The 12986-nt window shown below is 60.5% G+C and carries 14 protein-coding genes; 5 read left to right on the plus strand and 9 right to left on the minus strand.

The window, feature by feature from the left end:
* Positions 1-13 precede the first annotated feature (13 nt).
* Positions 14-772 carry a DUF3108 domain-containing protein gene (locus IEX27_RS07470; protein ID WP_188720318.1) on the minus strand — a complete coding sequence of 253 codons (759 nt, stop codon included), beginning with the start codon at positions 770-772 and terminating at the stop codon, positions 14-16.
* A 200-nt stretch (positions 773-972) separates the two neighbouring features.
* Here IEX27_RS07470 and rpmB point away from each other — a divergent pair, with 200 nt between their 5' ends.
* Positions 973-1275: a 50S ribosomal protein L28 gene (rpmB, locus tag IEX27_RS07475; RefSeq protein ID WP_188720319.1), complete on the plus strand. Its 303-nt coding sequence runs from the start codon at positions 973-975 to the stop codon at positions 1273-1275.
* Positions 1276-1344: 69 nt separating this feature from the next.
* The gene (locus tag IEX27_RS07480; RefSeq protein WP_188720320.1) at positions 1345-1983 is read left to right on the plus strand and encodes a VUT family protein; all 639 of its coding nucleotides are present in this window, start codon (positions 1345-1347) and stop codon (positions 1981-1983) included.
* Between the two features lie 4 nt (positions 1984-1987).
* On the opposite strand, the gene IEX27_RS07485 is transcribed toward IEX27_RS07480, so the two are convergent.
* The 5 genes from IEX27_RS07485 to IEX27_RS07505 form a co-directional block, all read right to left on the minus strand.
* Positions 1988-2923: an esterase-like activity of phytase family protein gene (locus tag IEX27_RS07485; RefSeq protein ID WP_244630267.1), complete on the minus strand. Its 936-nt coding sequence runs from the start codon at positions 2921-2923 to the stop codon at positions 1988-1990.
* A 71-nt stretch (positions 2924-2994) separates the two neighbouring features.
* Positions 2995-4896 (minus strand): cobaltochelatase subunit CobT, encoded by a 1902-nt coding sequence (gene cobT / locus IEX27_RS07490; protein ID WP_188720322.1) that lies wholly within the window; start codon positions 4894-4896, stop codon positions 2995-2997.
* 89 nt (positions 4897-4985) lie between these two features.
* Positions 4986-5333: a GFA family protein gene (locus IEX27_RS07495; protein ID WP_188720323.1), complete on the minus strand. Its 348-nt coding sequence runs from the start codon at positions 5331-5333 to the stop codon at positions 4986-4988.
* 27 nt (positions 5334-5360) lie between these two features.
* Positions 5361-6347, minus strand: a complete 987-nt coding sequence (cobS, locus tag IEX27_RS07500; protein ID WP_188720324.1) for a cobaltochelatase subunit CobS — start codon at positions 6345-6347, stop codon at positions 5361-5363.
* 75 nt (positions 6348-6422) lie between these two features.
* Positions 6423-7037, minus strand: coding sequence for a J domain-containing protein (locus IEX27_RS07505; RefSeq protein WP_188720325.1), 615 nt, complete (start codon positions 7035-7037; stop codon positions 6423-6425).
* Positions 7038-7319: 282 nt separating this feature from the next.
* Between IEX27_RS07505 and IEX27_RS07510 the strand changes: the two genes are divergently transcribed.
* On the plus strand, positions 7320-7622 hold the full coding sequence (locus tag IEX27_RS07510; RefSeq protein WP_188720326.1) for a BolA family protein: 303 nt from the start codon (positions 7320-7322) through the stop codon (positions 7620-7622).
* Between the two features lie 14 nt (positions 7623-7636).
* Here IEX27_RS07510 and IEX27_RS07515 read toward each other — a convergent pair whose 3' ends face one another.
* From IEX27_RS07515 to IEX27_RS07525, 3 genes are read right to left on the minus strand one after another with little or no spacing between them, the layout of a single operon-like run.
* The gene (locus tag IEX27_RS07515) at positions 7637-8923 is read right to left on the minus strand and encodes an HlyC/CorC family transporter (protein ID WP_188720327.1); all 1287 of its coding nucleotides are present in this window, start codon (positions 8921-8923) and stop codon (positions 7637-7639) included.
* Positions 8920-10044, minus strand: coding sequence for a 3-dehydroquinate synthase (gene aroB, locus IEX27_RS07520; RefSeq protein ID WP_188720328.1), 1125 nt, complete (start codon positions 10042-10044; stop codon positions 8920-8922). The genes IEX27_RS07515 and aroB overlap by 4 nt, the downstream gene beginning before the upstream one ends.
* Positions 10041-10643, minus strand: coding sequence for a shikimate kinase (locus IEX27_RS07525; protein ID WP_188720409.1), 603 nt, complete (start codon positions 10641-10643; stop codon positions 10041-10043). Before IEX27_RS07525 ends, aroB begins: the two co-directional genes overlap by 4 nt.
* 262 nt (positions 10644-10905) lie before the next feature.
* Between IEX27_RS07525 and IEX27_RS07530 the strand changes: the two genes are divergently transcribed.
* Together IEX27_RS07530 and IEX27_RS07535 are read left to right on the plus strand one after the other, a co-directional pair.
* A complete protein-coding gene (locus tag IEX27_RS07530) occupies positions 10906-11835 on the plus strand; it encodes a site-specific tyrosine recombinase XerD (RefSeq protein ID WP_188720329.1) in 930 nt (309 codons plus the stop codon).
* A gap of 87 nt (positions 11836-11922) precedes the next feature.
* Positions 11923-12873, plus strand: a complete 951-nt coding sequence (locus tag IEX27_RS07535) for an acetyl-CoA carboxylase carboxyltransferase subunit alpha (protein WP_188720330.1) — start codon at positions 11923-11925, stop codon at positions 12871-12873.
* Positions 12874-12986 lie beyond the last annotated feature (113 nt).

The raw sequence follows: 12986 nt of genomic DNA on the forward strand, positions 1-12986 counted from the left end.
CCCGAAAAGCGCGTTATGCAGGCCGCGCCTTGACGTACACGGTCCCGATTTTCGTACCAATACTTGCTTCTACGGGAGAATAAAGCCTCTGATTGCCGACGGGTGCAAAACCAATGCGGATTTTCGCCTTGTCGCGCAGATGCTTGATGGTCGAGTGGTTCGGGCGATAGCCGGCCACCGGCACAAACTGCGCGACGCAGGTGACCTCAGCCGAGCGGAAATTGTCCGATGGATGCGCAGGCCTCAGCACCAGGTCGACCCTCGCTTCACCGTCGTAGACCCTGACCGTCCGGTTGCATACGTTTGCAGCATTGTCCGCGGGCATCAGCAAGGCGGTGATGGGATCCGCCACCCGAGCGAGATGTTCGTCCTGCAGCGGTACCCAGTCAGAACCGCGCTTGCGCAATGGCGGCTCGTTGACCGTGTTGGTCACCCGTGCCCCGTTGAACTGGATCTGCGTCAGCTGCTTCTTCTTGCCGCTCACGTAGTTCAGCGCATACTCCTGCGGCCGGCTTTCTCCGCCGTCAAACCTGCCGGTGACCGTAATGGTGCCGTCCGTCTTGTCGAAGATGCGCGCGATACCTGCACTCCAGAACGAGCCGGAAATGGCGAAGCCTGCATCATTGAAGCGGCTGTCAAACACGGCGCGCGCGATGGGAAGCCCCAGCAGCGAGACGTCGTATTGCATCCGCTGCGCCTGAGCGCTTGCCGCAAGGCTCATGATGGCGGTACAAACCGCCGCGAGAACGAGGGTTGCTCTGCGCAATGACATTCAGCTCTCCGTTACTCCTGCTCTATCCATCACGCAGGTAGAATCTGGCCGTTCTATGGATGCTCCGCCCCTGAATTCCCGGCAAAGCTTGACCTTGCTGGGAAATGTCTCTAAGGAAGCACCGTTTCCACGAGGCTGCCGGTGTCTTTGCGCCCGCAAGGCGTCAGTCCGGTTTGCCCGAAAGATAAGGTAGAACGAATATGTCTCGCGCTTGTGAACTTACTGGCAAGGCTGTGATGAGCGGCAACAACGTCTCTCACGCCAACAACAAGACCCGCCGTCGCTTTCTCCCGAACCTCTGCGAAGTGACCCTGATGTCCGAAGCCCTCGGCCAGAGCTTCCGTCTTCGCGTTTCGGCAAATGCGCTCCGTTCGGTTGAGCATCGCGGTGGTCTGGACGCTTTCCTGCTCAAGGCAAGCTCCAACGACCTGTCACAGCGCGCTCGTCTGCTCAAGAAGCAGATCGCCAAGAAGGTTGCTGAAGACGCCGCTGCTGCTGCGTAACTTCGCTTGAAGATCCGAGAGGCGTGGGCTCTGCCCACCCTCACTGGTTCCATCACCCAGGCTAAAAAAATGAACTCTCAGACTCCTGTATGGCCCTTCATGGTGGCCATGGCGGTTGTAGTTACCGCATCCAACTTCCTCGTTCAGTATCCGTTTGAGCATTTCGGCCTGGGAGAAATTCTCACCTGGGGCGCGTTCACCTATCCGGTCGCCTTCCTGATCACGGACCTGACGAACCGCACCTTCGGCGTGCGCGCTGCACGCAAGCTGGTGCTGATCGGCTTCATCCTCGCTTTCGGCATCTCAGCCTGGCTCGCAAGCCCGCGCATCGCGATCGCCTCCGGCATGGCGTTCCTCTGCGCTCAATTGCTCGATGTGTCGATCTTCGACAGGCTGCGTAACGGCACCTGGTGGAAGGCGCCGTTCATCTCCAGCTTCTGTGGCTCGGTGCTGGACACGATCATCTTCTTCGGCATCGCCTTCGCGGCGCGCTTTGCCTTCCTGGACACGAGCCTCGGGCTTGAAGACGGCTCGCTTGCCTTCGCTGTCCCGTTGTTGGGCTTTGGCCCTGAAGTGCCGCTCTGGGTGTCACTTGGCCTTGGCGACTTCCTGGTGAAGATTTCCATCGCGCTCCTGATGCTGGTCCCTTACGGAGCGCTGCTCTCGGTCTTTCAGCCGATGATCAAGTCGGCACGACGCGTGATCTAGCCTTCTATTTGCCGACGTAGCGGAACTCGAGATAAAGGTTCCGCTGGAAGATCGACTGGTTGTCGTCCGACATGAGCGAAACCATCAGTGCGCCATCCGGCGCACGCCATACATCCAGCCCTTCCATATTGTCGGTCTGGTAGTCCATGTCGGCTTCCAGCAGCACCGTTCCGTCAGCAACATGGCCCGGCGCGATGGCTGATGCCGGAATGCGCCGTATCCGCATGGCGACCCCGCTCAACACTGAAAATCGCCGCTCCAGCAGCAGCATGTCGCCGTTGGGCAGGAAAGCACCGTCGGTGATGTCGTAGCCCGCATCCCGCTTCACCGTGAAAATACCCTCGCGCGGGCCTTCCAGAACGGCGGCAAAGATATTCCCCGCCTGATCAAGGCTCTTTTCAGTGACGACAACCAGCGCGCCGGCGAGTGCGCTGTCCTCGGGAGCGAAGGCCAGCGTTTCAAAGCCGCGGTTGGTTCTGAGTTCGTAGAGCGGGATCAGGGGAGGGATGTCGCGCTCGGGATTTCCGGCGCGGTCATTGCCAAGCTCGAATTGCGTGATGCGGTGCTGGCGCTCGAAGCCGACGTATGCCTTCGAACCCTTGATTGCGACCGCTTCCGCATCCGAGCTCTCCTTTTCCCGGCGATTACCGGACAGGATCGGCTGCATGGAGAAATCGCTTACGCCAACGGGCCTGAACGCCTCATCGCGTTCGATACCGGCAAAAAACCACATGCCATTGTCAGTGACGCCGACGATCCGACCGCCTGGCTGGACGAAGCGAAACGAGGAGAAGCCGCCGAATTCAGGGTACGAGGACTTGAGCTCGAATCCGCCGATGAACTGGAGTGAACCGAACCGTTCTTCGTCCGAGCGGATGCGAAAGGAGCGTATTGGCCGGGTGGTGACCTCGACGGCTTCAACAACACGCTCTTCCGCCATCAAAGTGGCGGAAGGGCTGGAGATACTCAGAACTAGAAGAAGCGGAAGGACGAGCCGTCCAAGATACATGCCTAGCTGGCCCGGCGTCGCAGTTGCGACTGACCGCGTGAACGTGCACCGCGCGCGTTTTCTTCCTCGAAGAGGGAAGCAAGCTGCTCGGTCATCGCCCCGGCGAGCTCTTCCGCATCGACGATGGTGACAGCGCGGCGGTAGTAGCGCGTCACGTCGTGGCCGATGCCGATGGCGATCAGCTCCACCGGTGAACGGGTCTCGATGAGATCGATGACCGCACGCAGATGCCGTTCCAGATAGTTGCCCGGGTTCACTGACAGCGTTGAGTCATCGACCGGCGCGCCGTCAGAAATCATCATCAGGATCTTGCGCTGCTCCGGACGCGCCATCAGGCGCTGGTGGGCCCAGAGCAGGGCTTCACCGTCGATGTTTTCCTTGAGCAGGCCTTCGCGCATCATCAGGCCGAGATTGCGCTTGGCGCGCCGCCACGGGGCGTCAGCAGACTTGTAGATGACATGGCGCAGGTCGTTCAGACGGCCGGGAGCCGCAGGCTTTCCGTCCTTGAGCCACTTTTCGCGCGACTGGCCGCCCTTCCAGGCGCGGGTGGTAAAGCCGAGGATCTCCACGCGAACGCCGCAGCGCTCCAGCGTGCGTGCGAGGATGTCGCCGCAGGTTGCCGCAACGGAAATGGGTCGGCCACGCATCGAGCCGGAATTGTCGATCAAGAGCGTGACGACCGTATCGCGGAAGTTCGTGTCCTTCTCCCGCTTGAACGAGAGCGGCTGCATCGGATCGATGATCATGCGCGGCAGGCGGGCAGGGTCCAGCACGCCTTCCTCGAGGTCGAACTCCCAGGAGCGGTTCTGCTGCGCCATCAGGCGACGCTGCAGGCGGTTGGCAAGCCGTCCGACGACGCCCTGAAGGTTCGCAAGCTGCTTGTCGAGGAAGCCGCGCAGGCGGTTCAGTTCCTCTTCGTCGCAAAGGTCTTCGGCGGCCACCACTTCATCGAACTCGGTCGTGAAGCGCTTGTAGTCGATTTCGTTGGCAGCCTGATCGAAAGGGTTCTCCGGACGGCGGCCCTCGCCGGCGTTTTCCTCGTCGAGGTCCGGGTCCATCACTTCTTCGGACGTGGTGCTGGAAGCTTCGCTCTCTCCGGACTCGTTTTCTTCGCCGGAGGCTTCGGCGTCCTCAGCCTGGGTGCGCTCACACTCGGACTGGTCCTCGCCGCCTTCCTCTTCGCTGTCCTCTCCCTGCGGCTGGTCATCCGCGGGCTCGTCCTCAGACTCAAGGTCCTCTTCGCCGAGCTCCTCGCCAAGCTCGATCGCGCCCAGCAGGTCGCGGACGGTGCGCGCAAAGGTGTCCTGATCGTTGATCGTATCGATCAGGCGGTCGAGGTCGGCACCTGCCTTGTCTTCCAGCCAGTCGCGCCAGAGGGCGACCAGACGCTCGCCGCTCTGCGGTACAGGTTTGCCGGTCAGGCGCTCGCGCACCATAAGCGCGATGGCATCTTCAATTGGCGCATCCTCGCGGCTGGCGCCTTCCATCACCGGAATGCGAGCGTACCGCTCCTCGAGCATCGACGCGATGTTGTCGGCCACGCCCAGCATGGCGCGGGTGCCTATGGCTTCGACGCGGGCCTGCTCGACTGCATCATAGATCGCCCGGGCCTGATCGCCCTGAGGCGCCAGCTTTGCATGCAGGCTGGCGTCATGGCAGGCGTGGCGAAGGGCCAGCGCGTCACCGGTGCCGCGGGTCACGGCGATGGACTCAGCCGTTGGCTTCTTGGCAAGATCCGGCAGGCGGGCACGATTGCCCACGATGGCCGGCTTGTCCTTGGAAAAACTGACGTCCAGTTCGTTGTCGCCGGCAATCGCCCTGACCGTGACAGTAAGGGCCCGCTTCAAGGCGTCGAGCGACGCGGGCTGCTGCTGCGCGGGATTGCGATTTGAATGGCTACTCACGAAGGAGAACTCCGGCGTTTACGCGCTCCTGGATCCCGCAGGCGGGTATGATCCGGAACAGCGTTGAGAATTGGCGTCATGCATGGTGGCTAGCGGGAACGCCCGTCCACCATGGTTGGATTAAGGCTTGAAACATCGACGTCTTCAAGGCAGCGAACGTTGACGGCAACCATCCTTCGTCCATCGGGTGCTTCACCCTGGGAGAAGGATTCCATGCCGCAGACCGAGCAGAAGAGGTGCTCGATCTTGTTCGTGTTGAAGCGGTACTCGGTGAGCTTGTCCTTGCCGCTTTCCAGCGAGAAGTTCTGCTCCGGAGTGAACGCGAGAATGCTGCCGCGACGCTGGCAGTAGGAACAATTGCACGTGATCGGGTTCGCCAGATCGACATCGACTGTGAACGATACCGCCTTGCAGTGACAGCTACCCCGATACTGCATTGTTCCCTCCCTCCCGAAGATGAACGATTATCCCAAGACCACGTTGGAAGCAGACTCCGGCAGCTCCTCGCCGAAAGCGCGCTGGTAGAACTCGGCAACGATCGAGCGTTCCAGCTCATCGCACTTGTTGAGGAAGGTGAGCCGGAAGGCAAAACCGACGTCGCCGAAGATCTCGGCGTTTTCCGCCCACATGATCACCGTACGCGGGCTCATGACGGTCGACAGATCGCCGTTCATGAAGGCAGAGCGGGTCATGTCTGCAACGCGCACCATGCGGTTGACGATCTCGGCACCTTCCGTGTTCTGGTAGTGCTTCGCCTTGGCCTGGACGATGCCCACTTCCTTTTCGTGCGGCAGGTAGTTCAGCGTCGTCACGATCGACCAGCGGTCCATCTGGGCCTGGTTGATCTGCTGCGTGCCGTGATAGAGGCCGGTCGTATCGCCAAGACCGACCGTGTTGGCGGTCGCGAAGATGCGGAAGGCAGGATGCGGGCGCAGCACGCGGCTCTGGTCGAGCAGCGTCAGGCGACCGGAGGATTCAAGCACGCGCTGGATGACGAACATCACGTCCGGGCGACCGGCATCATACTCATCGAACACGAGAGCGACATTGCGCTGGTAGGCCCAGGGAAGAATGCCGTCGCGGAATTCCGTCACCTGCTTGCCGTCCTGGAGCACGATGGCGTCCTTGCCGACGAGGTCGATACGGCTCACGTGGCTGTCGAGGTTGATGCGAACGCACGGCCAGTTGAGGCGGGCGGCAACCTGCTCGATGTGGGTGGACTTACCCGTGCCGTGGTAGCCAGACACCATCACGCGACGGTTGTAGGCAAAGCCTGCCAGGATCGCGAGCGTGGTCTGCGGGTCGAACAGGTAGTCCGGGTCGAGGTCCGGAACATTGGGATCGGTCTGCGAGTATGCTGGCACGACCATGTTCGATTCAAAGCCGAAGGTGTCCCGTACCGAAACGGTCGTATCCGGCAGATTGGATATGTCGCGGTCGATCTTGTTCATCATTCCTCCGCGCGCGCGAAGCCGCGTTCGCGCCGCATTTCGTTGTGTCGGATGGTCTCATAACAGAGACCTGGGCTAACAGTAACCCGATTGTTTTAGAATGCGGTAGGCCTGCAACACGTCGCGCAGACGCTCTTCCGATCCCCTGTCGCCACCGTTCGCATCAGGATGATGGCGTTTTACCAACTCTTTATAGCGCGACTTGATGTCTGCGCCAGTGGCCTTCGCATCCAAACCGAGAGTTTCGAGCGCTTTTGCTTCCAGAGGCTTGACCACGCGCGTGTGATTGCCTGCGCGTTCCTGACGCTCGCGAAACAGGTTGAGCGGATCACCCATGCGGCGGAAATGCGCCGCGTTTCCGGACCGGAACGGCGCGAAGTCGGGCGCCGCCTGACCGCTGGCATTTGACCCGAACTTCCAGGTCGGCCGGTTTCCTGTCAGCGCTTCCTTCTGGAAACGTGAGATATCGCCGTCCTTGAGGCCGGAGAAGTAATTGTAATTCTTGTTATATTCGCGAACGTGATCAAAGCAGAAGAAGAAGTATTCGCCTTCGCGATCGCGGCCCACCGGCGCGCGATGCGTTCCAGCCCCGTCGCACCCATCCCACTGGCACTTCCGCTCCTGCGGTTGCTTGGTGGTGGGGTCGGGACGGATGCGGATCTTCTCGAAGTATTTCGAGTTGAGTTTCATGCCCTTCGTAAATCCAGCTAACGAGTCTTAAGGTACCGCCTACTGAGGCTCCGAAACAAGAATTGACATTTTCCGCCATCGATGCTTTCGACGAAGATCCAGTCTAAAGCCGTTGGCTGTCCTGCTGGCTTCTGTCAAAAGGGCTGCACCGTCTGCCCTGTTGCAGGCGGTACTATCGCGGTGACGGTGTCACCTATTCCACGCTTGGATCCGCCAGCCCTCGCGGTCGGTGGAATCTACGACAAAGTGGGAATGGGCCACATATGGTATCAGGAGTTCGGTTTGTCTATCCAAAAAGCGATCGAGGACAAGCTCACGGCGCATTTCTCGCCGGAGCGGCTTGTGGTGATCAACGAGAGTCATCTCCACGCTGGCCACCATCATGTTCATGAAGGTCGTGAAGAGCAGTTCGAAGCCAACGGCGAGACACATTTCCGTGTGCGGATTGTTTCGAAGGCCTTCGAAGGCATGAGCCGCGTCGAGCGACACCGTGCGGTCAACACGCTACTAGCCGATGAGCTAAAGGGCGGCGTGCACGCACTGGCGATTGAGCCGAGCGCTCTTGGAGAGCCCACCCGCTGGTAAGCTTACGGAAAAGCTTACCGTAGCTTTACAGCTTCATCCACGCCGATCGGGCGGATGCGCAGGCGGGTGATCCTGTTCTTCTCGCGCTTCATCACGATGAAGCGCTTGTCGAAGAAGGTGAACGCCTGCTTCTCCTCCGGGATCGTCTGCGACTCGTGGATGACGAGGCCTGCGATCGTTGTCGCTTCCTCGTCCGGCAGATTCCAGTCGAGCGCGCGGTTCAGGTCCCGGATCGGCACTGAGCCCTCGACCACGATTGACCCGTCGGCCTCCTGGCGCACACCCTGAACCTCGACGTCATGCTCGTCCGCGATATCGCCGACGATTTCCTCGATGATGTCCTCGAGCGTCACGAGCCCCTGCACTTCACCGTACTCATCCACGACAATGGCCATGTGGGCCTTGCGGCGCAGGAAGGCGTTGAGCTGCATCTGCAGGCTGGTTGTGTCCGGCACAAACCACGGCGTTTTTGCGATTTTCGTAATGTCGATGTGTTCGGGCCGGTTGTCGGCATGCAGTGCACGCAGCAAGTCCTTGGTATGCACGACGCCGATGATGTTCTCGGCACTACCGCGCCAGATGGGCGTGCGCGTGTAGGGGCTCTTCAGGATCTCATCGACCACCATGGCGGGCGGATTGTCCGCGTTCACCGAGCGCATCGCGGTGCGGTGGACCATGATATCGCAGACTTCGAGCTCGTTCAGGTCCAGTAGCCCGCCAACGCGGTCCAGGTCCTGCTTGACCATCGAGCCCTCCTGCTGGAGAACTTCGACGGCGCCACGCAGTTCATCATGAGCAGAAAGCATCGGCGTTTCGCGCGAAAAACGGGTCCCGAACAGTCCGAGTACGAAGCGGACGATGGCATTGGCTGCCAGCGAAAGCGGCCCGAAAATCACATGGGCGAGCCGTGCGAAGCCGGAAAGCGAGAGCGCCGTCTGCTCAGGATGCACCAGCGCCCAGGATCGCGGCAGGATTTCCGAAAAGATCACGAAAATGACGGTTACGGTCACCGTGGCGTAGAGAATGCCGATCGGGCCGAACAGGGCCGTCAGGATGCTCGTGGCCAAAGCCGCAGCAAGGATCCTGACGAGATTGTTGCCGATGAGCAGAGCCCCCAGCAGCCGGTCACGCTCTGCATTGAGCCTCGTAACTCGTCTTGCCTTGCTGTCTCCGTTGTTCTCGAGATTGTGCAGGCGGGCCTTGGAGCTTGCAGTGATCGCGGCCTCGGTTCCCGAGAAAAGGAACGCGAGAATGACCAGCACCAGAATGGCGCCAACCGCTATCGCAAGCTCTAGGTTCATCGTGCCAGGCTATCCCTCAGGAAGGTGAGAACTTCGGACGAAGGCACGTCCTTGGCGATGAAGGACTGGCCGATGCCGCGCGTCAGGATGAAGGTAAGCGCACCGCGCGAAACCTTCTTATCCTGCGTGATGTAGGCAAGAAGCTGTTCCGCATCCGGTAGCTCGCCCGGAATGTCGGAGAGCTTTGTCGGCAGGCCAACTTGCGTGAGATGCGCTTCGACGCGCACTGCGTCATCCGGACTGGCAAGATTGAGTCGGGCCGAGAAGCGGTGCGCCAGCGCCATGCCGATGGCCACGCCTTCGCCGTGGACAAGGCGGGCGCTGTCGTAGCCCGTAGTCGCTTCCAGCGCATGGCCGAAGGTGTGCCCAAGGTTCAGAAGCGCGCGGTCACCGGTTTCACGTTCATCACGCGCGACGACCTCCGCCTTTGACTGGCAGGCCACCGCGATGGCGCGCGCACGGGCCGGACCGCCGGCGAAGACTTCGCGCCAGTTGGCTTCCAGCCATTCGAAGAAGTCCGGCCGGTCGATAAGCCCGTACTTTACCGTCTCGGCATAGCCTGCACGGAACTCGCGCTCCGGCAACGTGTCCAGCACGGACGTATCGGCTAACACGAGCTTGGGCTGATGGAAGACCCCGACAAGGTTCTTGCCATGTGCGGTATTGATGCCGGTCTTGCCGCCGACGGAAGAGTCGACCTGCGCCAGAAGCGAGGTAGGCACCTGCACAAAATCCATGCCGCGACGGATGATACCGGCAGCAAAGCCGGAAAGGTCGCCCACAACACCGCCGCCAAGCGCGATCACCACGTCGCGGCGTTCGAGACGCGCGGCGAGAATGGCGTCAACAACGGTCTGCAGAACGGAAAAGCTCTTGCTCTGCTCGCCGGCGGGCACGACCACCGCTGTGCTCTGGATGCCGGCCTTGGCCAAGCCTGCTTCAAGCGCCTTCAGATGGATGGCGGCGACATTCTCGTCGGTAACGATTGCGGCACGGGCACCCGGCATGCGCGCCGCGATCTCTTCGCCGGCCCGCTCCAGCAGATTGGCGCCAATCAGAATGTCGTAGGCCCGCTCTTCCAGGCCGACGCGAATCGTTTCGTGCGGTTCCGCCGTGGTCATTTTGCTTTTCTTTTCCTTCTACGCCGCGCGGCCAGATGTTTGGTGAGACCCAACAGGACTTCGCTTGCGATCTGATCCTTGGAATCGTCGCGCGAATGGATCATCACGTCGGCGTTCGCATATACCGGATAGCGCAGAGCCATCAATCGCTCCATCACCGCCCTCGGATCCTCGGTAGCGAGGAGCGGACGGTTCTGCCGCTTGGAAACGCGGTTCATCAGCGTGTCGATGTCGGCATTGAGCCAGACGGACACTCCGCGGCGCTTCACCACTTCGCGGGTCGCCTCACTCATGAATGCGCCGCCACCGGTGGAAAGAACCTGCGGCCCGTTGCGCAACAGGCGTTCGATTACGCGTTCTTCAAGTGCACGGAATTCCGGTTCGCCATAGGCGGAGAAAAGTTCCGGGATCGACATCCGCGAGACCTTTTCGATCTCATGGTCGCTGTCGACGAAGGGAAGATTACAGAGAGAAGCGACTTTTCGGCCGATAACCGTCTTGCCAGCGCCCATGATGCCGACAAAAACAATGCTTCTCCGTCCTAGCCGCTTGAGCAGACGGGCAGTGTCGACGGTTTGTGGCACACTCGCGACCTTCATGGGCCGGGTTTCGACATCAAAAGACATTCTACGTCAAGCGGCTGGTAACAATACGGGTATAATGTAGGGTTCTATCGCCATCCATAAGCTGGTCTTTGGAAAACAGGAATAGGAAAACACCACCTATGCCCACCCTTACCCGGCTCATTCTTATCCTCCTCCTGCTGGGATGCGTTATTTATGCCGTGATGTTCGCTCTGGTTACGTTCGTTGAGCCCAAGAGGGTCGAGACTATCCTGGAGGTACCGGTGGAGAAGCTGCAATGAGTGGATCCGGGGTTCGAATCGAGGCCTTCCTTGAGATGATGGCTGCCGAGCGTGGCGCGAGCGACAACACGCTGAGCTCCTACCGGCGCGATCTTGAGGATGCGGATGCATTCTTCTCCGCCGGCGGAGGCAGCCTTGCGACAGCAAGTCCAGCGGGCGTCAGCTCCTGGATCGCGGACATGGGCCGGCGCCATTTCGCCGCCAGCACCCAGGCGCGCAAGACATCGGCTATTCGGCAGTTCTTCAAGTTTCTCTACGCCGAAGGTATCCGCACGGATGACCCGACCGGCCTGCTCGATGCGCCAAAGAAGGGCAGGGCGCTGCCGAAGCTTCTTTCCGAAAACGAAGTGAAGAAGCTTCTGGACCGCGCAGAAGAAGAAATCGGCCGCGCCCAGCCAGGCTCGTCAGAGCGGTTTGCGGCACAGCGGCTATCGACCCTTCTCGAACTGCTCTACGCATCGGGCCTGCGTGTTTCGGAGCTGGTCGCGCTGCCGGCAACGGTGGCGAAGCGCAACGAGCGCTTCTTTGTGGTCAGGGGTAAGGGCCGTAAGGAGCGGATGGTCCCGCTTTCAACCAACGCCAAGCGCTCCATGACCGCATGGCTGGACGAGCGCGCGCGGCATCCTGGCTGGGCGCAAAGCTCATGGCTTTTCCCTGCCGCTTCGAAGGAGGGCTATTTGCCCCGCCAGGTATTCGCGCGCGAATTAAAGGGCTTGAGCGCCAGGGCAGGAATCTCGGCTGCCAAAACATCGCCACATGTATTGCGTCATGCTTTTGCCAGCCACCTTCTGCAAAATGGTGCGGATTTACGCTCTGTTCAGCAGTTGTTGGGTCATAGTGATATCTCAACGACGCAAATTTACACGCATGTGCTGGAAAAACGGCTTCGAGATCTGGTTCAGAACAACCATCCGCTTGCCGATTAGGTGGTTGGTCGCTATGTGAGACCCCACTGGTTAGCCGAGCATGTAAGAGTAGCTCTACCTCACTAATTCCTACCGTTTGGCGGGTTGATGTACAATTATCTAGATTTCGAAAAGCCGGTCGCCGACCTTGAAGGCAAGATCCTTGAGCTGAAGAAGCTCTCGGATGCTGGCGAGGCGGTCGATGTTGGCGATGAGATTTCCCGGCTGGAAAAGCGCTCCAAGGATGCGCTCCGCGATCTCTACAAGGCTCTGACGCCCTGGCAGAAGGCTCAGGTGGCCCGCCATCCGGACCGTCCGCATTGCATGGACTACGTGCGTGCCTTGTTCACTGACTTCACGCCTCTGGCGGGTGACCGCAATTTTGGCGAGGACCAGGCCGTGGTAGCGGGCTTTGCCCGCTTCAAGGGGCAGTCGATCGCCATTATCGGCCAGGAAAAGGGCAACGACACCCAGAGCCGTCTTAAGCACAACTTCGGCATGGCCCGCCCTGAAGGCTACCGCAAGGCGATCCGCATCATGGATATGGCCGACCGTTTCGGCGTCCCGGTCATCTCGCTCGTTGATACCGCCGGCGCCTATCCCGGTGTTGGTGCGGAAGAGCGCGGCCAGGCAGAAGCGATTGCGCGCTCCACCTCCAAATGTCTGTCGCTGAAGGTGCCAAACATTTCGGTGGTCATCGGCGAAGGCGGTTCGGGCGGCGCAATTGCCATTGCCACGGCGAACCTCGTCTACATGCTGGAGCATTCGATCTATTCGGTGATCTCGCCGGAAGGTGCTGCCAGTATTCTCTGGCGCGACCCGACGCGCGCCAAGGATGCGGCGACCAACATGAAGATCACCGCGCAGGATCTCCTGCAGCTCAAGGTCATCGACGGCATCATCCCTGAGCCGCTTGGTGGTGCCCACCGTGACCGCGAGGCGACGATCGAGCTGACGGGCCGCACCATCGAGAAGGGTTTCGCGGATCTGGCCGCCCTCGGTCAGGACTACCGCGAACTGCGCCGCGAAAAGTTCCTCGCAATCGGCCGCACCCTCTAACCTTTCGAAGCGCGCCCCGGGTCCGGGGTGCCCCTACGCCTTCTGTATTAAAGGACGCTTCGGCTACCTCAACGGCGGCCGTAAGCGGGCATCCTCCGCGTAATCTTACGGTG

Source organism: Nitratireductor aestuarii, from assembly GCF_014641695.1.
Classification (GTDB): Bacteria; Pseudomonadota; Alphaproteobacteria; order Rhizobiales; family Rhizobiaceae; genus Chelativorans; species Chelativorans aestuarii.